Source organism: Prevotella sp. CAG:255 (assembly GCF_000431195.1).
GTDB lineage: Bacteria > Bacteroidota > Bacteroidia > Bacteroidales > Bacteroidaceae > Prevotella > Prevotella rara.
Window position 1 is genome coordinate 46,646 of sequence record NZ_HF986840.1, and the last position, 21,508, is coordinate 68,153.

20 protein-coding genes are annotated in these 21,508 nt (G+C 42.4%); 12 read left to right on the top strand and 8 right to left on the bottom strand.

Features of this window, described 5'->3' with window-relative positions:
* The first annotated feature begins 304 nt into the window (after window positions 1-304).
* Window positions 305-2,257 carry a threonine--tRNA ligase gene (thrS, locus tag QVO66_RS10980; protein WP_021855547.1) on the top strand — a complete coding sequence of 651 codons (1,953 nt, stop codon included), beginning with the start codon at window positions 305-307 and terminating at the stop codon, window positions 2,255-2,257.
* 199 nt (window positions 2,258-2,456) lie between these two features.
* Here thrS and QVO66_RS10985 read toward each other — a convergent pair whose 3' ends face one another.
* Window positions 2,457-2,849: a VOC family protein gene (locus QVO66_RS10985; protein ID WP_021855548.1), complete on the bottom strand. Its 393-nt coding sequence runs from the start codon at window positions 2,847-2,849 to the stop codon at window positions 2,457-2,459.
* A gap of 556 nt (window positions 2,850-3,405) precedes the next feature.
* On the opposite strand from QVO66_RS10985, the gene QVO66_RS10990 reads away from it, so the two are divergent.
* The 6 genes from QVO66_RS10990 (at window position 3,406) to coaW (ending at window position 8,188) form a co-directional block, all read left to right on the top strand.
* A complete protein-coding gene (locus QVO66_RS10990) occupies window positions 3,406-5,019 on the top strand; it encodes a leucine-rich repeat protein (protein ID WP_021855549.1) in 1,614 nt (537 codons plus the stop codon).
* 196 nt (window positions 5,020-5,215) lie between these two features.
* The gene (locus QVO66_RS10995) at window positions 5,216-5,728 is read left to right on the top strand and encodes a flavin reductase (protein WP_021855550.1); all 513 of its coding nucleotides are present in this window, start codon (window positions 5,216-5,218) and stop codon (window positions 5,726-5,728) included.
* A gap of 136 nt (window positions 5,729-5,864) precedes the next feature.
* Window positions 5,865-6,548 carry a translation initiation factor IF-3 gene (infC, locus tag QVO66_RS11000; RefSeq protein WP_021855551.1) on the top strand — a complete coding sequence of 228 codons (684 nt, stop codon included), beginning with the start codon at window positions 5,865-5,867 and terminating at the stop codon, window positions 6,546-6,548.
* 89 nt (window positions 6,549-6,637) lie between these two features.
* Window positions 6,638-6,835: a 50S ribosomal protein L35 gene (gene rpmI / locus QVO66_RS11005; protein WP_021855552.1), complete on the top strand. Its 198-nt coding sequence runs from the start codon at window positions 6,638-6,640 to the stop codon at window positions 6,833-6,835.
* A gap of 33 nt (window positions 6,836-6,868) precedes the next feature.
* A complete protein-coding gene (gene rplT / locus QVO66_RS11010) occupies window positions 6,869-7,213 on the top strand; it encodes a 50S ribosomal protein L20 (RefSeq protein WP_021852324.1) in 345 nt (114 codons plus the stop codon).
* A 132-nt stretch (window positions 7,214-7,345) separates the two neighbouring features.
* The gene (gene coaW / locus QVO66_RS11015) at window positions 7,346-8,188 is read left to right on the top strand and encodes a type II pantothenate kinase (protein ID WP_021855553.1); all 843 of its coding nucleotides are present in this window, start codon (window positions 7,346-7,348) and stop codon (window positions 8,186-8,188) included.
* Between the two features lie 52 nt (window positions 8,189-8,240).
* Here coaW and QVO66_RS11020 read toward each other — a convergent pair whose 3' ends face one another.
* Window positions 8,241-10,373 carry a Tex family protein gene (locus QVO66_RS11020; protein ID WP_021855554.1) on the bottom strand — a complete coding sequence of 711 codons (2,133 nt, stop codon included), beginning with the start codon at window positions 10,371-10,373 and terminating at the stop codon, window positions 8,241-8,243.
* Window positions 10,374-10,673: 300 nt separating this feature from the next.
* Between QVO66_RS11020 and QVO66_RS11025 the strand changes: the two genes are divergently transcribed.
* The gene (locus QVO66_RS11025; protein ID WP_021855555.1) at window positions 10,674-12,533 is read left to right on the top strand and encodes an SLC13 family permease; all 1,860 of its coding nucleotides are present in this window, start codon (window positions 10,674-10,676) and stop codon (window positions 12,531-12,533) included.
* 213 nt (window positions 12,534-12,746) lie between these two features.
* Here QVO66_RS11025 and QVO66_RS11030 read toward each other — a convergent pair whose 3' ends face one another.
* From QVO66_RS11030 to QVO66_RS11055, 6 genes are all read right to left on the bottom strand, one after another.
* On the bottom strand, window positions 12,747-13,160 hold the full coding sequence (locus QVO66_RS11030; protein WP_021855556.1) for a secondary thiamine-phosphate synthase enzyme YjbQ: 414 nt from the start codon (window positions 13,158-13,160) through the stop codon (window positions 12,747-12,749).
* Window positions 13,161-13,215: 55 nt separating this feature from the next.
* Window positions 13,216-15,681 (bottom strand): TonB-dependent receptor, encoded by a 2,466-nt coding sequence (locus QVO66_RS11035; RefSeq protein ID WP_021855557.1) that lies wholly within the window; start codon window positions 15,679-15,681, stop codon window positions 13,216-13,218.
* A 491-nt stretch (window positions 15,682-16,172) separates the two neighbouring features.
* Window positions 16,173-16,748: a phosphoribosylglycinamide formyltransferase gene (gene purN / locus QVO66_RS11040; RefSeq protein WP_021855558.1), complete on the bottom strand. Its 576-nt coding sequence runs from the start codon at window positions 16,746-16,748 to the stop codon at window positions 16,173-16,175.
* A gap of 29 nt (window positions 16,749-16,777) precedes the next feature.
* Window positions 16,778-17,206, bottom strand: a complete 429-nt coding sequence (locus tag QVO66_RS11045) for an RNA-binding S4 domain-containing protein (protein WP_021855559.1) — start codon at window positions 17,204-17,206, stop codon at window positions 16,778-16,780.
* Window positions 17,206-17,778: an aminoacyl-tRNA hydrolase gene (gene pth, locus QVO66_RS11050; protein WP_021855560.1), complete on the bottom strand. Its 573-nt coding sequence runs from the start codon at window positions 17,776-17,778 to the stop codon at window positions 17,206-17,208. The genes QVO66_RS11045 and pth overlap by 1 nt, the downstream gene beginning before the upstream one ends.
* A 10-nt stretch (window positions 17,779-17,788) precedes the next feature.
* Entirely contained in the window at window positions 17,789-18,388 is a 600-nt protein-coding gene (locus tag QVO66_RS11055; protein WP_021855561.1) for a 50S ribosomal protein L25/general stress protein Ctc, read from the bottom strand.
* A 228-nt stretch (window positions 18,389-18,616) separates the two neighbouring features.
* On the opposite strand from QVO66_RS11055, the gene nusB reads away from it, so the two are divergent.
* The 4 genes from nusB (at window position 18,617) to coaE (ending at window position 21,472) form a co-directional block, all read left to right on the top strand.
* Window positions 18,617-19,558 carry a transcription antitermination factor NusB gene (gene nusB / locus QVO66_RS11060; RefSeq protein WP_021855562.1) on the top strand — a complete coding sequence of 314 codons (942 nt, stop codon included), beginning with the start codon at window positions 18,617-18,619 and terminating at the stop codon, window positions 19,556-19,558.
* Between the two features lie 31 nt (window positions 19,559-19,589).
* The gene (yajC, locus tag QVO66_RS11065) at window positions 19,590-19,922 is read left to right on the top strand and encodes a preprotein translocase subunit YajC (RefSeq protein WP_021855563.1); all 333 of its coding nucleotides are present in this window, start codon (window positions 19,590-19,592) and stop codon (window positions 19,920-19,922) included.
* A 122-nt stretch (window positions 19,923-20,044) separates the two neighbouring features.
* Window positions 20,045-20,905, top strand: coding sequence for a CdaR family protein (locus tag QVO66_RS11070; protein ID WP_369678061.1), 861 nt, complete (start codon window positions 20,045-20,047; stop codon window positions 20,903-20,905).
* Between the two features lie 6 nt (window positions 20,906-20,911).
* Window positions 20,912-21,472 (top strand): dephospho-CoA kinase, encoded by a 561-nt coding sequence (gene coaE, locus QVO66_RS11075; RefSeq protein WP_288172830.1) that lies wholly within the window; start codon window positions 20,912-20,914, stop codon window positions 21,470-21,472.
* Window positions 21,473-21,508: the final 36 nt, after the last annotated feature.

Consider the following 21,508-nt stretch of genomic DNA (forward strand, 5'->3'; position numbering starts at 1 on the left):
AGACTGATAAAACAGCTTTTGGTTTAATCGAAGAATACTTTTTTATGAAAATTATTATATCGTCCGCTTTATTTCAAGGCATAACGGAGATTGCCCGTATATGCATTTCTGCGTGAATATATATATATTATTAATGTCTATGCTTTTGTCTGTAAGAAAATTGCATGACCATTAATGCATCTACATTTTATTTATAAATGCGTGATAAAAATACACTGGTTTGCAAAATTTTACTATAAAATGTATCATGTCAAGAAATAAATGGTTAAATTTGTGCCCAAAATAGATTTAAACAAAAGCTGTTATGATAAAAATCACATTTCCCGACGGTTCTGTTCGTGAGTATGAACAGGGTGTAACGGGGCTTCAGATTGCAGAAAGCATATCGCCGGCTTTGGCGCGCAACGTGTTGGCTTGCGGCGTAAACGGTGAGACAGTGGAACTTAATCGCCCTATTAACGAGGATGCAAAGATAGAGCTTTACAAATGGGAGGACGAGGAAGGCAAGCATGCATTTTGGCATACATCAGCCCATTTGCTGGCAGAGGCTCTTCAGGAGTTGTATCCGGGCATACAGTTTGGCTTCGGTCCTGCTATAGAAAACGGTTTCTTCTATGACGTTATGCCGAAGGAAGGCGATGTCATAAAGGAAGGCGACTTCGAGAAGATAGAAAAGAAAATGAAGGAACTGGCCTCAAAAGACGAGCCGGTTGTAAGAAAAGAAATATCTAAGGCAGACGCCTTGAAGGAGTTTAAGGCCGACGGTCAGGACTATAAGTGCGAGCATATAGAGCAGGATCTTGCCGACGGTGAGATTACAACTTACACTCAGGGTAAGTTCACTGACCTTTGTAAAGGTCCGCACATCGTAAGCACTGGCGCTATTAAGGCGATAAAGATAACAAGCGTTGCAGGAGCATTCTGGCGCGGTGACGCAAAGCGCGAGCAGATGACGCGTATATACGGAATCTCTTTCCCGAAGAAAAAGATGCTCGACGAGTATCTCGTTATGCTTGAGGAGGCCAAGAAACGTGACCACCGCAAGATAGGTAAGGAGATGGAGCTGTTTATGTTCTCTGAGCGTGTGGGCAAGGGTATGCCTATCTGGCTGCCTGCAGGAACAGAGCTGCGCCTGCGCCTTCAGGATATGCTGCGCCGTATACAGAAGCGCTACGGCTATCAGGAGGTTATAACTCCGCATATCGGAAGCAAGAATCTTTATGTAACTTCAGGTCACTATGCTCATTACGGCAAGGACTCTTTCCAGCCGATACATACTCCTGAGGACGATGAGGAATACATGCTGAAGCCGATGAACTGCCCTCACCACTGCGAGGTGTTTGCATGGAAGCCGCGTTCATATCGTGACCTGCCTTTGCGTATTGCTGAGTTCGGCACTGTTTACCGCTATGAAAAGAGCGGTGAGCTCCACGGACTTACACGTGTACGCTCGTTCACTCAGGATGATGCCCACATCTTCTGCCGTCCTGACCAGGTAAAGAACGAGTTCTTGCGAGTAATGGATATCATTAACACGGTGTTCTCAATATTCAACTTTACTGACTTTGAGGCTCAGATTTCTCTGCGTGATCCTAACGACCACGAGAAATACATAGGCTCGGACGAGGTTTGGGCTGAATCAGAGCAGGCTATTATCGATGCATGTAAGGAGAAAGGCCTGAACGCCAAGATAGAGTATGGCGAGGCTGCATTCTATGGTCCTAAGCTCGACTTTATGGTTAAGGACGCCATCGGCCGTCGTTGGCAGCTCGGAACAATCCAGGTTGACTATAACCTGCCGGAGCGATTCAAGCTTGAATATACAGACGATGACAACACGAAGAAGACACCTGTGATGATTCACCGTGCTCCGTTTGGTTCACTCGAGCGTTTCACAGCTGTGCTTATTGAGCATACATCAGGTCATTTCCCGTTGTGGCTGACACCTGATCAGGTGGCAATTCTGCCTATCAGCGAGAAGTTCAACGACTATGCAGCTCAGCTTTCTAAGTATTTCGATTCAGTTGGAGTGCGCACAATTGTTGATGACCGCAACGAGAAAATCGGACGTAAGATACGCGACAACGAGATGAAGCGTATTCCTTATATGCTTGTTGTAGGCGAGAAAGAGCAGGCTGACGGCACTGTTGCTGTAAGAAAGCAGGGACAGGGTGACCAGGGTACAATGACTAAGGAAGATTTCGCAAAGAAAATTAATGATGAGGTTGCAGAACAGCTGAAGGCAACTGAAATGTAATTTCTGGCGAATGCTATAATATAAAAGAGGTAAAAGACAATATGCCGTCTTTTACCTCTTTTATTTTGTATGACATAGTAATATCATGTGTCATTGCGTAAGGCTGCGTTTTTGGTGAAAGTATGTGCAAAATACTTTTTTGTATAGGCAGACTATGCAAATATCATTGGCAGATTTTTGTGTTATTCTGTCGCAAATGTTATTTGTCGCTTTTATTCTTTACCGGTAGAATTTCAATCCAATATCCGTCAGGGTCGTTGATGAAGTAGAGATGCATGTCATGGTTTTCATAACAAACCCATCCTTTTGACTTGTGGAACTCAAACACCTCATTATAGTCTTCTGCAACTCTGAAACAGATGTGGCTCTCGTTGTCTCCCAGCTCGTATGGCTGCGGATGGTCTTTAAGCCAAGTGAGTTCAAGTTCGTACAGGCCTTTGTCGTCTGTAAGTTTTACTATAATAAACGAGCCGTCTTTCGCTTCCATACGTGAATTGACGTGCAGTCCTACAGCCTCTTCGTAGAATTTAATGCTGCGTTCGATGTCCGTTACGTTGATGTTGCAGTGGTCTAAAAATCCAGTTACTTTCATAATTTCTTTGTTTATCTTGTTTTTTGACTATGCAAAGATAATGAAAGGAGAGAGCAATGCAAAACAAAAAAACATTTTTTGAATTTACAATGTTGGGCTGCATCCTATATAAACGATAGCGATAACATGTTATTTTAATGTATGGATTTTGATCTTTATCGTTGGCTGGTCTATAAAATGATGGGGCGGGAGATAGCTTATCATACCTTATATTATATAAAGGTTGCGAACGTTGTAGATAGATGTCTCCATAAGACATTTATTGCTGACAGGAAGCGTCGTTTCTCCACTTAATTACAAAATAATTGTTAATTTATTGTCTTTTATGGTGACATTATCTTGTTTCATATAGAAAATGTCATATATTTGGAAACTTATTTCCTTTTTTGATACATTTGTCGGATGTGTGTCATGTAGCCGTATTTTTATGGCTGTTATAAAATGGAATTTTGTTGATGCCTCTTAAAACAAGTCTGGTATTAGTATATGGGTTAATTCGAAAAATGGTTACGATAAAGCTCTGCAGTCAATTGTTTAACTAAAGATAAAAAAGTGTATGGAAAAATTTACTTATTTTTTAGAGCAGAAAAGAATCAGGAGATTTAAATTGCGTAGATGTGCATTTGCGGCAATATTTCTTTGTGCTGCATCTTCAGTTTTTGCACAAGGATACCCCGAAACATCTTACAAACTGTCTGATGACAAGACTGTGCTTGAGAGCTGGAAGGGTGATGAGACAGACATCGACATGAATTCTGATGCAAATCTGAAAGGTGTTAATGAAATTGCAGACTATGCTTTTGACGGTAATACGAACGTTAAGAGCATTGTGATTGGAGAGAATGTAAAGACTATAGGCGCCGGCGCATTCCTAGATTGTACTTCTCTTGAAAAAGTTGTGATGCCTGCTGGTCTTGAAGCTATAGGACGTGCCGGCTTTTCAAGCTGCACAGAACTGAAGAATGTGGTTTTGCCAACCTCGCTGAAGAGTATGGGCAATTCTGTCTTTTATAACTGTGCTGCAATAGATAAAATTATTATTCCGGCAGAGGTTACATCTGTGCCTGACGGAGCGTTTAACAGCTGCTATAGTCTGTCGTCTGTTACCTTTGGTGACAAGGTAGAGACAATAGGCGAGGAGGCTTTTAAGTTGTGTTCGTCACTTACGGAAATATCGTTTCCTGTATCATTGAAGGAGATTGGCACGAATGCTTTTGTAGAATGTTCTCAGCTTAGTGACATCCGTTTCAATACTTTTTTAGAGACCATCGGTAAAGGGGCATTTAGCGGGTGCGGATTAACCAGCTTGGATATGTCTGGCCTGAATGCTTTGCAGACAGTAAAAATCCAGGCGTTTTTAGATTGTGCAAAACTGTCTGTTCTTGTGCTTCCCAACCATGTTGTTTCTTTTGCTTCGGGTGCATTTCAGGGATGTACTTCACTGACAGAAGTTACTATTCCTGATTCTTATAAAGAGATAGGCGTAAAGATGTTCCAGGGCTGTACGGCTTTAGAGAAACTGACTTTGGGCGCAAACCTTGAGACTATTGGAAATGGAGCATTCTTTGAGTGTACGGCACTTAAGGATATAGCTTGGAATGACAAGCTTACCCGTATAGACTGGAGTGCTTTTTATTCATGTAAATCTTTAGAGGATATCACGTTGCCGGAAAGTGTTGAATATATAGACGATTACGTGTTTCAGGATTGCAGCGGATTGCTCAGTGTGTCTTTAGGCAGTCGCGTTTCACATATAGGTACAGAGTGCTTCTCCGGGTTATCAGGTTTGCAGCAGTTCAGCGTTTATGCCGTTGAGCCGCCAAGTCTCGGTTCTTATGTCTTTAATCTCACACCGGTAGACAAGTGCAAGTTGCTTGTTCCAGAAGAAAGTATCGATAAGTATAAAGAGGCAGAACAATGGAAAGACTTCATGACCACAACAACATCAATTGCTTCTGTTTCAGAGGGACATATGCCGCTGATTAGAGTTGTGCCTGGAATGTTGAACATAGATAATATGAATGGTGGCTCGGCTGTTTCTGTTTATACATTGGCCGGGCAGAAAGTATATTCTGCTGCATCAGACTCCGGCAGTATGTCGGTTGCTCTTCAGTCTGGTATGTATGTGGTTTGCATAAACGATGTTGCGTCAAAAGTGTTAATACCATAACAGTTTGAATGTTTAAGTTTTTATTTGAAACTGTCCTCAGTAAGCAGGGCGGTTTCAAATTTTTTATGCATAGTTCAAAAAGAAATCTTTTCAAATATGACAATATCTTTGCCGGCAATACAAAAACTCGGCTCTTAGTTTTGCTTTGCTGTAATCTTGCATTATCTTTGCAACTATTATTTATAAATGACAGAAGATGAAGAAGGTAGATATAAAAACTCTGAACGACAATTTTATAGAGGCAATAGGCAAAGAATGGATGCTTATAGCATCAGGCAACAGAGACCATTTTAATGTCATGACAGCTTCATGGGGCTGTGTAGGGTGGTTATGGAATAAACCTGTAGCCGTGATATTTGTTAGGCCCGAACGTTTTACTCATGATTTTATTGAAGACAATGCCGTTGTGACGTTGTCCTTTCTAGGAAAAGATCCAGATATGCGCAGCATATACAATCTTTGCGGTTCAAAGTCCGGCCGTGAATGTGATAAAGTCAAGGCAACAGGACTCATGCCGGTTGACACAGAATGCGGCAGCGTTACGTTTAAGCAGGCACGTCTTACGCTTGAGTGTGAAAAGCTTTATAAAGACAACATCAAGCCTGAGTGTTTTCTCAATCCTGAAATAAGCAAATGGTACGGCGGTTCGCATGGCGGATATCATGATGCGTACATTCTGGAAATCAAAAATGTATATGTAAGTCAATAATTTAGGTGTACAAGACATGTCCTTCATAAGGATTTTGACGATAAAGATAAAAAAGGTAAGAAATATTTTTGTTGATTGATTGAAAAATAGTAAATTTGCACCCGATTTTCATAAAATAGTTGAATGAAATAGTTGAATGAAGAACGACAAGAACAATCATTATCGCGTGAATGAACAAATTCGCGTAAAGGAAGTCCGTATCGTAGGTGATAACGGATCAACAGTAGTACCAACACGTCAGGCGTTGGAGATGGCGCGTGAGGAAGGTGTTGACCTTGTGGAAATATCTCCTAATGCACAGCCACCCGTATGTCGTCTCATCGACTATAGTAAATTCCTCTATCAGCAGAAAAAACGTGCTAAGGAACTTAAGGCAAAGCAGGTTAAGCAAGAGGTTAAAGAAATAAGATTCGGACCTCAGACCGATGAGCATGACTACAACTTTAAGTTGAAGCATGCGAAAGAGTTCCTTGAAGAAGGCAATAAGGTTCGTGCTTTTGTATTCTTCCGCGGCCGCTCAATTTTGTTTAAAGAGCAAGGTGAGGTGCTGTTGTTGCGTTTCGCTAACGATTTGGAAGAATATGGTAAAGTTGAGCAGATGCCGGCACTTGAGGGCAAGAAGATGTTCCTTTATCTAAGTCCGAAAAAGGCTGGTATTGCCAAGAAGAGCCAGCAGAAGATGGACCGTGAGCGTCGTGAGGCTGAAGCAAAAGCTGCTGACAGCGTTGCAGAGAAGAATGTTTCTGCAGCCGGTGGCCTGTTTGATAACGCCAAGAACGGAGCTGATGCACTGAAAAAGCTCAGTGAAGGAAACGACTAATTAACGAGAAATAATAAATATGTGCGTAACGTCCTGGTATATACGTTGCCACAGCTAATAAATAACAACTAATTTAAATTTAAGAAAAAATGCCAAAAATGAAGACAAATTCCGGTGCAAAGAAGAGATTCCGTTTCACCGGTACAGGTAAGATTAAGAGACATCATGCTTACCACAGTCACATCCTGACTAAGAAAACAAAGAAGCAGAAACGTAATCTGGTACACCAGACAATCGTAGACCAGAGCAACATGAAGCAGGTACGCGACTTGCTGTGTCTCCGTTAATCAATGTCGAACAAAAATTAGAGGAAAAAAATTATGCCAAGATCAGTAAATCACGTTGCTTCAAGAGCAAAAAGAAAAAGAATTTTAAAGCTCACTCGTGGATACTACGGAGCTAGAAAAAATGTCTGGACAGTTGCCAAGAATACATGGGAGAAAGGTTTGACCTATGCTTACCGTGATCGCCGTAACAAGAAACGTAACTTCCGTTCTTTGTGGATACAGCGTATCAATGCTGCAGCTCGTCTTGAGAATATGAGCTACTCAACACTTATGGGTGCTTTGCACAAGGCTGGTATCGAGATTAACCGTAAGGTTCTTGCTGACCTCGCTGTAAACAATCCTGAGGCTTTCAAGGCTATCGTTGAGAAAGTAAAATAAGATGTAACCGAATCTTATATATTAACCGCAATCTCTTTGATGAGAGGTTGCGGTTTTTCTTTATATTATAGAGTGAGCTCTGCTTAGGCTTTTTTCTTGCTAATCATTGTCTTTGTAAAAAGTTTAAATATTATGGGAATAGTTATCGGTATTGATGTCGGAATCAGTACGACAAAAATAGTTGGAATACGTGACGGCCATGTTGTTTCGCCTATACGTGTCAAGGCAACAGACCCTGTTACTTCTTTATATGGCGCATTCGGAAAGTATCTGTATGACAATAAGATACAACTTTCTGATGTGGAGCATGTTATGCTTACAGGTGTTGGCAGCGCATATATAAACGAACCTGTTTATGGCTTGCCTACCGATAAAGCTAACGAGTTTATAGCTGACGGACTTGGTGCCCGACATGAGTCAGGAAGGGACAAGATAATTGTTGTGAGCATGGGCACCGGAACATCTCTTGTAAAATGTGACGGCGATAAGATAGAGCACATTGGCGGAATAGGGATTGGAGGCGGAACTTTGCAGGGTTTGGCGCGTCTTATGCTGAAGACAGATGACATACGTACTGTGTCAGAGATTGCGATGAATGGTGACGTGTCAAAGATAAATTTAACTATTGGTGACATAAGTGCCAAACCGTTGCCTGGATTACCGATGTCTGCAGTAGCTTCATTGTTTGGTAATGCAAAAAGTGATGCTTCTCGTGAAGATATTGCCATCGGGCTGATTTGGGCTGTCTTGCAGTCTGTTGGGCAGTCTGCGGTGTTGGCTTCGATAGGCAGTGATATTCGCGAGTATGTTATGATTGGCAATCTAACTTTGCTGCCTCAATGCCGTAGGGTGTTTCCTCCTATTGAGAAACTATATCGTGTAAAACTCATTATCCCTGAATATTCTGAATATTGTACTGCTATTGGTGCTGCTTTGAGCTATTTTGATAAAAGGTATAAAACAGAACGATTATAAATATTTTGTCGGTTGAAATAAAGTGACATATATTTCAACCGACATTAATACATTATTTGCATGCTTTCATCGAAAGCGATATTCTGTTGCGTCTGCGGTCTACCTCTATAACCTTCACCATTACGTGCTGATGTAATTTGACAACCTGTGTGGGGTCGCTTACATATCTGTCGGCAAGCTGTGATATGTGCACCAGTCCGTCCTGATGAACTCCAATGTCGACAAAAGCTCCGAAGTTGGTAATGTTGGTTACAATGCCCGGCAGAACCATGCCTTCAACAAGATCGTCGGGAGTGCTCACGTTAGGATCAAATTCAAACTCTTCGAGCTGTTCGCGCGGATCGCGTCCCGGCTTTTCAAGTTCGGTCATAATATCCGTTAACGTTGGCATGCCTACTTTTTCGCTTACATATCTGTCAAGCCTGATGCTCTTTCGCTTGTCTTTATCTTTAATCAGTTCTGCCACGCTGCATCCGCAGTCTTTTGCCATTTTCTCTACAATCTTATAGCTTTCAGGGTGTACGGCTGTATTGTCAAGCGGATTTTTTGCGTCCGGTATCCTCAGGAAACCTGCACTCTGTTCAAATGCCGACGGGCCGAGCCGTGGCACCTTCAGCAGTTGAGAACGGCTGCTGAATGCTCCGTTGGCCGTGCGGTAGTCTATTATATTCTGTGCAAGCGTCGGTCCAAGGCCGCTCACATAGGTGAGCAGATGTTTGCTGGCGGTGTTAAGGTTTACACCAACCGAGTTGACACAGCTTTCAACGGTAAGGTCAAGGCTCTTTTTCAGCTTGGCCTGGTCAACGTCGTGCTGATATTGTCCTACGCCGATGCTTTTAGGGTCAATCTTTACAAGTTCAGCCAGAGGATCCATAAGTCGCCTGCCTATGCTTACGGCACCGCGCACGGTTACGTCCTTGTCGGGAAACTCCTCGCGCGCAGTCTTTGAGGCAGAATAAACTGAAGCTCCGTCTTCGCTTACTGTGAAGACCTGTATGCTGTCTGCAAGTCCGAGAGTTTTTACGAACCTGTCGGTCTCACGGCTAGCCGTGCCGTTGCCTATTGCTATGGCCTCTACGCCATACTTTTTCACCATCTCCTTTATCTGTGTTGATGCTTCTATCTGTTCATTGCGCGGAGGGTGGGGGAATATGGCTTCGTGATGAAGCAGGTTGCCCTGCTCGTCGAGGCATACCACCTTGCATCCTGTACGGAAGCCTGGGTCGATGCCCATCACGCGCTTCTGTCCTAAAGGCGCGGCAAGCAGAAGCTGGCGCAGATTCTCTGCAAATACGGCTATGGCATCACCGTCGGCATTCTCCTTACTCAGGGTGGCAAACTCCGTTTCTATTGAAGGCTTAAGCAGACGCTTGAACGAATCGGTCACAGCTTCGCCTACGAGTGTTGAGCACCTGCCGTAGCCTCTTACAAAAAGACGTTTTAACTTTTCAACGCATTCTTCGTCGTCGGCAGAAATGCTTACGCGCAGTATGCCGTCCTTTTCGCCCCGCCTCATTGCCAGCAATCTGTGTGACGAGCATCTTTTCAGCGGTTCGGAGAAATCAAAGTAGTCGGAGTATTTTGCAGCCTCGTCAGTGTCGGCCTTGCTCTTTATTACTTTCGAGGTTATTATTGCCCCGCGTCTGAAGGCATTGCGCAGCTGGCTACGTGAGCGTTCGTCCTCACTGACATTTTCGGCTATAATGTCCAAAGCTCCCTTTATGGCGTCTTCCTCGCTTTTGACGTTCTCGTTTATAAATCTCCGTGCTGTTGTCTCGGGGGCGTTGTCGCGTTGCAGCATTATTATTGTTGCCAGCGGTTCGAGGCCGTTCTCCCTTGCCACCTGAGCTCTTGTGCGCCGTTTCGGTTTGTAGGGCATGTAGATGTCCTCAAGCACTTCCGGCTCCCAACATTCGTTAATACGCTTTTCCAGTTCGGGGGTAAGTTTACCCTGTTCGCTTATTGTCTTTATTATGGTTTCCTTACGTTTGGCGGTTTCCTTCATGCGCTCGTTCAGTTCACAAATCTGTGTTATCTGAACTTCGTCAAGCCCTCCTGTACGTTCTTTCCTGTAACGGCTTATGAAGGGGATGGTGCATCCCGAGTCGAGCAGCTCCAGGGTGTTGTCAACATATTTTATGTTGATGTTCAGAAGGTCGGATATTCGTTTGGCAAATAGATTCATCTTTACTGTATTGATTAACTTTGTTACAAAAATACTGCTTTTCGGTTAAAATGCAATCCTGTGCACCTATTTTTAAAAGTTAAATGTTATGTAGCACGGAGTGCAGGTTTTATTTGTTTCGTTAAAGGATAGTAAAAAAGAGAAGCCCGTCAGCAGTCTTTCTTTTAAAATGGTTATCTTTGCATATAACCATATAACATGGTTGCCTGAGCTGTATGTCTGTCGTGCTGGCAGGTTTGTGGCCGTAGGTGTATGTTATGTTTTTTTGATAGACTGATTCAGAAAACTATTCTTGTTTATATGATAACGACATTAATAATACTTGCTGTTTCCGCTTTCTTTTTTGCAATAGGAAAAATACGTTCAGACATTGTTGCCCTGTGTGCTCTTATACTGCTTATGTCGTTGGGCATACTGACGCCCGAAGAGGCTCTTTCAGGCTTTTCAAATTCGGTGGTGATAATGATGGTAGGCCTGTTTGTTGTTGGCGGAGCTATATTTCAGACCGGACTTGCAAAGATGATAAGCGGACGCATAATGAAGCTGGCCGGCGACAGCGAACTGCGCCTGTTTCTTCTTGTTATGACAGTTACATCCGTTATTGGGGCATTCGTCAGCAACACGGGCACGGTAGCCCTTATGTTGCCTATCGTTGTGAGCCTTGCTGCCAAGGCCGGCATAAGTGCGGGGCGCCTGCTCATGCCGTTAGCCTTTGCCAGTAGCCTTGGCGGTATGCTGACGCTTATCGGTACGCCGCCAAATCTTGTTATTCAGGGCGTTCTTTCTGAGAATGGCTATGCTCCGTTGTCGTTTTTCTCGTTCACTCCTGTCGGACTGATATGCATCGTCATCGGCATCATCGTGCTTCTGCCGCTCAGCAAGTGGCTGCTTGTCAAGAAAAATGACGGCGACAAGGATAAGGAGCACAAGACAAAATCTCTTGACGAACTTGTGCGTGAATACCGTCTTGATGAAAACCTTTCGCGCTTTGTCGTAGGGGCTGGATCGAAGGCTAAGGGAAAGACTGTGGCTGAGCTTGACGTACACAACCGTTATGGACTTACTGTGCTGGAAATAAGGCGTGAGACAACCAGGCAGAAGGGTATAATAAAAAGTGTAAGTCAGAAGCTTGCCGGTCCGAATACAATAATGCAGGACGGCGACATAATATACGTGATAGGGGAGAGAGAACAAGCATTGCGGCTTGCTGCAGACTACTCTTTGGACATCCCTTCAAAGGCTGTTTCTGACGGACATGCAGAACATGAGTCACTCGACTTTTATGACATTGGCATTGCTGAGATAGTATTGTTGCCTACGTCGCGCCTCGTAAACCGTCTGCTAAAGGAATCGTCGTTTCGCTCTAAATATGGCATAAATATAATCGGCATAAGGCGTAAGGGCGAATATATAATGGAGGGGCTGCCTGATGTGCGCCTGCATGGAGGCGACGTGCTTCTGGTTCAGGGAACATGGGCCAACATAAGCCGTTTAGGCAGAGATGAGGACGACTGGGTGGTGCTGGGACAGCCGCTCGAAGAGGCCGCAAAGGTTACTCTCGACTATAAGGCACCGCTGGCAGCCTGCATAATGTTGCTAATGATAGCCATGATGGTGTTCGACTTTATTCCCGTAGCCCCTGTTACGGCTGTTATGATAGCCGGCGTGCTGATGGTGCTTACGGGATGTTTCCGTAACGTTGAGGCTGCATATAAGACAATTAACTGGGAGAGCGTGGTGCTTATTGCTGCCATGTTGCCTATGTCTGTGGCACTGGAGAAAACCGGAGCTTCGGCATTGATTTCTCATTCGCTTGTAAGCGGATTGGGTGCATACGGCCCGTTTGTGTTGCTTGCAGGAATTTATTTTACGACGTCGCTTCTTACTATGTTTATAAGCAACACTGCTACGGCTGTGCTTATGGCTCCTATTGCCTTGGCTTCCGCGACGGAAACTGGGTTAAGTCCATATCCATTCCTTTTTGCTGTTACGCTTGGTGCCAGCATGTGTTTTGCCTCACCGTTTTCAACACCGCCAAATGCACTTGTCATGCAGGCCGGGCGGTACACATTTATGGACTATGTAAAAGTTGGACTTCCTCTTCAGATAATTATAGGTTTGGTTATGGTGTTTGTTCTGCCTCTGCTTTTCCCATTCTGACAAACCGGTATTTATTGTGGCTGGATAAGCAGTGATAAACCATTCATACAAAATTATATGGCTTTACTTTTAATATAATTGCCTATTAAAGCAAAACTGGCCATATCATCACTCAGAAAAGAGTGTTATGATATGGCCAGTTTTATTATTGTCTGCTCCGTTTGTGCGGGTTCTTGTCAATTTAAATACCAAAGAGTGCTGACAGGGGTGTGTTTATTCGCCTATAATCGTGGCAACTATGCGTCTCGGGCCGCCGTGGCTCCTGTATTCACAGAGATAAATACCCTGCCATGTGCCGAGATTCAGACGGCCGTCAGTTATGGGTATGCTGAGACTCACGCCTGATATGACAGATTTTGCATGGGCCGGCATGTCATCGCTTCCTTCAAGGGTATGACAAAAGTATGGCTGATTTTCGGGTACTATGTGGTTGAATATGCCTTCCATGTCTGTGCGTACGTCAGGGTCAGCATTTTCGTTTATGCAAAGTCCGCAGCTTGTATGTTTAACAAATAGATTAAGCAGTCCGTTTTTAGGCAGTTGCGGCAGCTGGCTTATTATCTCGTTGCTTATAAGATGAAAGCCTCGTGTACGCGGTTTCAGTGTAAATTCCGTCTGTTTTATCATTTCTTATAAAATTATCTGTTGCTTGTTGTTATGTAAATTTCTATTCTCCATTGTGTCAGAAATGCAGGTTGATGTCAAATCCTGCTTGTATCGGAGTGCCGCGCTGAGCCAGATAAATGGTTTGTCCAGATGCACTGCTGTCGAATGCGAATGTGTTGTAATGAGTGTCTGTAATGTTACGGCACCACAGTTTCAGGCTTACGCCGGTGAAGTTAATGTCGGCATGTGCTCCTAACAGAGCATAGAATGGCTGGCTGTATGTGTTGGCCTCGTTCCAGTATATGCGTCCCTGAGCTGTTACGTCTGCGCCGATGACAACAGACTGTACGGCTGACCCATTGAGCCTTATTCTGTAGTCAGCTCTGGCATTTAGAGTGTGCATAGGTATGAATGGTACACGTTTTCCGTTGTAGCTTATCTCGGTGTCATTGCTTGTCTCGTTGTATTCTTTGAATGTCGCTCTTGTAAGCCCGTATCCAGCCGACCATGTAAGACTGTTGTCGAACGCACTGCCTCGCAGTGCTGCTTCAAGTCCCCAGCTTATGCTTTTTCCTGCATTGACCATCATTCGTCCGAATCCGTATTCACCGGCCATTACTGATAATTGCTGGTTGCGTATCTGCATGTAATATACGGCTAAATCTGCATGAATCTTATTGTCAAACAGGTTAAGATGGGCACCGATTTCATAGTTCCAGCTTTCCTCCGGCTTGTATGATATCGTATTGTTTATTTCATCATAGTCTGCCTGTGTGTGAGGTATGTCGTAGCTCCCGGTCATGGCCTTGTTGCTGTTTTCGTTAAGTTCATGTTGAAGTATGTCTGAAAACATCTGTATGTTGTAGCCTCCGGCCCTGTATCCCTTACATACAGTGGCATACACGTTACTTCCGTCAGAGTCAATTGTGTAGCTAAGACCTACTTTCGGAAGAAGTTGGCTGTAGTTGTCGTGCGACATGTTGTTGAGCATTGATGTCAATGTGTTTGTCATGCTTTGTCCCATAACATTTGCCGTAATTGCCATTGCAGCGTATGTGTCGTAATGCACTTTTACCCTGTTGTAGTCGTATCTAAGTCCAAGTGTTGCTGTCAGCCGGTTTGTAAGACTGATGTTAGATTCATGGAAGACGCCGATGTTGAGCTGTGGAGTGTTGAATGTAGCCGGAACTTTCATGTCTGCGCTTACATTAATTCCTCCAGCTTTCTCTATTGCCGCGGCTGCTGCTTTTTCGGCTGCAGCCTGCGGCATGCCTGCTGCAACCATCTTGTCGATCATTGCCTTAAGTATTGAATTATACATTGCCGACTGTATTCCGCCTGATATGCGGCCGGTAAAGTCTTCGTCGAAAAATACAGGGGCGTCAGTTCTTAGCCATTGGTACGATCCATAAAGGCCTGTAGCATGTTTCCATTTACCTTCTGTGTTATTTCTTACGGTCAGTTCCTGTGTTATTGCGTTAGTGAGCTGCCGCTGCTCCAGATGCATGAAGTCTGATGCAAGGTAGTCTTGGTCCATCATCATGCAATCGTCCATGAACTGATAACTTGTGGTTGATGTCAGTGTAAATTTGTCTGTTGCATATTTAAGGTTAAGGCCAGTGTTAAGCATATTTCGCTTATAGCTGTTTTGTCTGTTGGCCGATGGTGATTCAACATTGTTGGTCGTTATGTCAAGCAGACCATATGGGAAGGCGTTTTGGTTTACATACTGATAATCGGCTGTAAAGTCTATGGTGAACTTGTCTGTTAGTCTTGACACAAAGCGTGCCTTGCCGCCAGCCTCATTATAATTGTCAGCTCTGTTGCCTGTTGTCTGATTTTTAAAGAATCCGTTACTTCCGCTATAAAAAACTGCAATGCTGAAGGCAGCGTTATCACCAAGCTTTCCGTAATGAGCTGCTTCAAAATCCCTTTGAAAATGTGTGCCCAGACCAAGATGAATGTCTGTTCCCTGATATTTCATCGGATTTTTTGTATATAAGCGCAACAGTCCGCCTTCTGTATTCATGCCATACAGTGTGCCTTGTGGACCACGTAGAATGTCGGCTCGGTCAATCTGGTATGTATGTATGTTGAATGCGCTCTTGTTTACCATGGGGATGCCGTCGACATATATTCCTATTGCAGGATTGTTTACTCTCGAGCCTATACCACGGATATACATTGAAGATGTAAGACGTGAACCGTATGCAGGCATTGCGAAAGAAGGTACATAGCTGGCAAGCATGCTCAGGTCTGTTATTCCAAGGCTGTTTATGTCGTTGCCGGTGAACATTGAAGAGCTAAGTGGCTGCTGCCTCAGAAGCAAAGCTTCTTTGGGCTGTGATACGATGACAACTTCGTCAAGGTTGTATACTCGTGAAGTGTCTGTTGCTTCAATTTTATTTGCAACGTCTGTCAAAGAGACTTTGTTTTCAGAAAATGCTGTGTTACTGTAATATTTAAACACTGCAGCCTGACTTTCGGTTGTTGTTAACCACATCAAGGCAACTGCCATGTATGTTATTTTTTTTGTATCCATTTGTATTCACCGTTTTTATTTTCGCCTGCAAAATTAAGTATTACACATTTTATGTGCAATCCTTATTTATGTGGATTTTTGTATTGTAGTTGTATGTGTTTTTTGTTGGTTTCGTTCTATTTTTATCACAACAGGTCAGAAGCTTATGACCTATTTTTATTTATATAAAATAGGTCGTCTATGGTTTCGGTATATTGGTTGTTTTATAAAACAGATTTATAAAAAGGAAAGTGTTAATATGGTAAGTCTAATATTGTTTAGTGGTAAAACTGGTTTTGAGTTGGCATTTTGATTTATATACTATGCCGATTTTATATTGCATTGCATGCAGAATAAATTGTACAATTAATGCAGTCAGCAAAATATATCACTGGCTTTTATGCGTTTATCTAAATGGAGATATAACTTGGTAATTAAAGCTGTGTGAAACACACATATTAATGTGTGGAGCTTATTGTGTTATATATTGTACGGAAATCTAGAGGACCAGATTAAGAATTCATTTTTAACACAACATCTTCTATTGTCTTCGGAAAATATTTCTGTTCAAGTTCATGAACCTTTGACTCGATAACTTCTACCGTGTCGTTTTCCGTGAGTGGGGTTGTATATTGCTTTATGATTGCGCCACCATCGCATACATTGCTTACAAAGTGTATCGTGATGCCTGTTTCTGTTTCTTTTGCAGCTTTAACGGCTTCATGAACATGATGTCCGTACATGCCTTTGCCACCAAATTTGGGCAGTAGTGACGGATGTATGTTTATAATTCTATTTTCAAAATTTTCAATGAGAAAATCAGGTATCATGAGCAGAAATCCTGCTAATACGATGAAATTAATATCATTCTCTTTTAACAAAGACAACATTATCTCCGCATTGTTTATTTCTGCTTTTGTCAATACTTTGCAGGGAACATTATATTTGCTGGCACGAGTCAAGACATAAGCATCTTGCTTGTTGCTGATAACAAGATTAATGTTTATATCTTTGTGGTCAGTGAAATATCTTATTATATTTTCACAGTTAGTGCCGTTTCCGGATGCAAATATTGCGATGTTTGTCATTTGGTTTGTATTTAATGATATTATTGTTTTCAAAACTCATCGTCATCGAAAGAGTCATCCCAGTCGTCGAATCCGAATTCTGCCGGTTCTATAAATGCGTCCAGACTTCTTCTTTCTTTCTTTGTCGGACGACCTGTTCCTCGTGCACGGTCAATGAAACCGCTGATGCGGTTCATCTCAAGAATTTCATATTGTTTAGGATCTGTAACATTCTCATAAATGCCAGGAATGAGCTTGGCGCCTACGCGTTGTTCTATGCATTGTAATATTTTAAATGAGTATGTTACAGGAGGCTTCTTCACGGATACAGTTTCCCCTATTTTAACCATGTGCGAGGGCTTTACGTTGACGCCGTTTATGGTTACTCTTCCGTTCTTGCAGGCATTGGCGGCCAGTGAGCGTGTCTTGAATATTCTTGACGCCCACAGCCATTTATCTATTCTCGCAGTGTCTGCCATTATTGGTGCTTTTTGTTATATTGATTCATTGTAATGTTGACTCCAGCCAGTACAAAACTTTTGATTATTTCGATAGATGTGTCTATTGCCGGAGTAAGCGTTTTCATGTCTTCTTCGTCGTATTTTCCCAATACCCAGTCTACTTGTGCTCCTTTAGGAAAATCGTTGCCGATGCCTACACGCAGACGTGAATACTGTTGCGTACCGATGACGCTTTGGATATTTCCCAGACCGTTGTGCCCGCCATTGCTTCCGCTTGCTTTCAGACGTAATGCGCCTAAAGGCAGTGACAAGTCGTCAACTACAACAAGAAGATGTTCAAGAGATATGTTCTCTTTGTTCATCCAGTATCTGACGGCATTGCCGCTGAGGTTCATGTATGTAGTTGGTTTAAGCAGTATGAGTTTGCGGCCTTTTATGGATGTTTCTCCTATAAAGCCGTATCTGCGGTCTTCAAAAATAATATTGGACGCTTTCGCGAAAGCGTCCAATATCATAAATCCGGTATTGTGTCTGGTATTCTGGTATTCATCACCAGGATTTCCCAGTCCTACAATCAAGTATTTATCCATTCTTTAGTTATTATTCAGCGTCTTCAGCTTTGCTGGCTGCATTAGATTTACGTGTAGCCTTGATTGAGCATACAACAACCTCTTTGCTTGTAGCCATCTCCAGACCTTCGAAGTGCAGGTCGCCAACCTTGATGCTCTTACCGATCTTCAGGTCAGTAACATCGATGTCGAGGTGCTCAGGAATATCCTGATATTTAGCTGTAACGTTGATTTTGCGGATAGAAAGGTTCATACGTCCACCATCGCGGATACCCTGTGCAAGACCTGTGAGCTTAACAGGTATACCGATTGTGATAGGCTTCTGGTCGTTAACCTCATAGAAGTCTACGTGCAGGAGTGCGTCTGTTACCGGGTGGAACTGCAGTTCCTTCAGTATTGCAGTATGGCTTTCACCATCGATAATAAGGTTTATTACATAGATGTGAGGAGTGTAAACGATTTTGCGGAGCTCGTTCATCGGGCATGTGAATGCCAATGCTTTAGGTGCGCCGTTTTCGTCCTTTGCCTCACCATAAAGGTTACATGGGATAAATCCTTCTTTTCTCAGGTTCTTAGAAGATTTCTTACCGATGGTACTTCTTTTTTTACCGGTTACTTCAATTTCTTTCATAATAATTGTGTTACTCTAAATTAAGTTAATAAAATCTTGCTTAATTCACCATCACACGAGAATAAATTTCACGATGTGCTCTGAAAAAGCGATGCAAAGTTATTACTTTTTATTCTAATGAGCAAATAATAACAATAAAAACATATAAAAACTATACCGTTTTCTTGCAAATGTTCTTATTTTTACCTACTTTTGCACGTATTAAAATAGAAAATAATCTATAAAATAATGATTAACAGGGAATTAATTAGAATAAAGATAGTCCAGTTAACCTATGCATACTATCAAAACGGCAATCGGAATATAGATGTGGCAGAGAAAGAATTGTTGTTCAGTCTTTCAAAAGCTTATCATCTTTACCATTATTTATTGGCATTGGTTGTTGCCGTGTCAAAAGAGGCACGCAAGCATTATGATGTCGAAGTGGCAAGGGCTAACCGAGAAAATACTGCCATGCCGTCAAGTAAGTTCGTTGATAATAAGTTTGCCATACAGCTGGAGGCAAACCAGCAGCTCTGTGACTTTATCTCAACTCAGAAACAGACATGGGATGATGATATAGAGTTCGTAAGAAAACTATATTCTCAGATTGTTCAGAGCAGAATCTACACAGACTATATGAGCAGTGACGACTCTTCTTATGAGGCAGACCGTGAATTGTGGCGCAAGCTATATAAGACGTTCATTATGGAAAATGAGGAACTTGATGCTCTGCTCGAGGAAAAAAGTCTTTATTGGAATGATGACAAAGAGATTGTTGATACGTTTGTATTGAAGACGATAAAGCGCTTTGATCCTGCAAATGATGATAAGCAGGAACTGCTGCCGGAGTATAAAGACGACGAAGACAAGGACTTTGCACGTAAACTTTTCCGCTCAACGATATTAAATGCAGACAAGTATCAGCATTACATGAGCGAGACTTCACGTAACTGGGACTTCTCACGTCTGGCATATATGGATGTCGTGATTATGCAGATTGCAATAGCCGAGATGCTTACATTTGCCAATATCCCTATTAACGTTACTATTAATGAGTACGTTGATTTGGCAAAGGTTTACAGCACTCCTAAGAGTGCCGGATATATCAATGGTATGCTTGACACAATCGCAAGGCATCTTATAAATACTGGCGTGCTGTTGAAACCTATAAGTGACAATAAAAAATGAATTAATAAATAAAATTAACTGAATTAACGAAATGAACACATTTATGTTTTTGGCTTCTCAGGCTCAGCAGGGAGGAAGTATGAGTTTTCTAATCTTTATGGTGGCTATATTCGCTATCATGTGGTTCTTTATGATACGTCCTCAGCAGAAGAAGCAGAAAGAGATCCGTAAGTTCCAGAATGCTCTTCAGGAAGGTACAAAGGTTGTAACCGGCGGTGGAATTTATGGTGAGGTTAAAAGAATAGACCTTGCAACCAATATTGTTGAAATAGAGATTGCAAAAGGTGTGACAATTCGTGTTGACAAAGGTTATGTATTTGCCGATGCGACATCATCAGAGCTTACAGCTGGTCAAAACAAATAATGAACGATTCAAAATTGTTTCATATATTTAAAGTCATCAGAAGCTTCTTGTTTAGTTCTGTAAACAAGGAGTTTCTGATTTTCTTGTTTTTTTTAATATTAAGCGGTACATTCTGGTTGTTGATGACCTTGAATGAAACCTATGAAAAAGAAATAGAGGTACCGGTCACATTGGTCGATATACCTAAAAATGTTGTTTTAACAAGCGACACAACAACTGACATACGTGTTACGGTTCGTGATAAAGGCTATTATCTGCTTACATATTTGTACAGCAATAAGATACATCCAATAAAAGTCAAGTTCAACAGTTACGCAAAAAACACAGGTACAGGAACCGTAGCTTCTGCTGAATTGCAAAAAATGATATATCAGCAGCTTTTTAATTCTTCCCATATAACGAGCATAAAGCCCGACAAGTATGAGTTCTTTTTCAATTATGGATTAAAGAAGCGGGTGCCCGTTAAGTTAAACGGAAAGATACGTCTTGGTAGAAGCTATTATCTTGCCAAGGTCATGTTCTCTCCGGATTCAATAGACATATATGCAGGGCGTGATGTTCTCGACAGTATTAAATATGTATATACTGAACGCCTTAACATAACAAATTTAACAGATACAGTGATACGTCAGGTGCCGTTGCTTAAGACACGTGGAGTCAAGAGTGTGCCTGATAATGTAAAGATATCATTGTTCCCGGATATTCTGACAGAAGAAAAGGTCGAGGTGCCTATCGTTGCAGTGAATATGCCGGAAGGAAAAATATTGCGCACGTTCCCGTCTCGCGTAACTGTTACGTTTACGGTTGGTGCCAGCATGTTCAGAACCATTCAGCCTGATAAGTTTAAGGTTATTGTTGATTATAACGAACTGATTGACAGTCCGTCGGAAAAATGTAATGTATATCTGCGCTATATTCCTCACGGCGTACGCAATGCAAAGATGGATGTGAATCAGGTTGACTATTTAATAGAGGAGCAGTAGAGTAAAATGGTGAAAGTTGCAGTTACAGGCGGTATAGGAAGCGGAAAAAGTTATATTTGCAGTATGCTTGAGAAGCGTGGCATACGTATTTACAGCTGTGATGATGCAGCAAAGCGGCTTATGGCCACATCCGAAAAGATACATGCTGGACTTACGGCATTAGTGGGCGACAATGCTTATGTCAACGGAGTGCTCAACAAGCCAGCTCTGACATCATTTCTGCTGAAGAGTCCTGAAAATACAGAAAAGATCAACTCTATTGTACATCCTGCCGTGGCAGACGATTTTGTTCATTCTGACTATACATGGATGGAATGTGCTATTTTGTTTTCGAGTGGTTTCGATAAGTTAGTTGACAAGACAATATGCGTCACTGCTCCATTGGAGGTTAGGATAAGGAGAGTGATGGACCGCGATAACATTTCTCGTCAGAAGGCGTGCGACTGGATAAACCATCAGATGTCTCAGGAGGATATGGCTGCGCTGAGCGACTATGTTATCGTGAACGATGGTCATAGCGACATCGAAAGCCAGATAAACAAGGTGCTCGAGTCATTGGACATGTAATGATAATAATGTAATTAATTTAATTATAATTTTTTT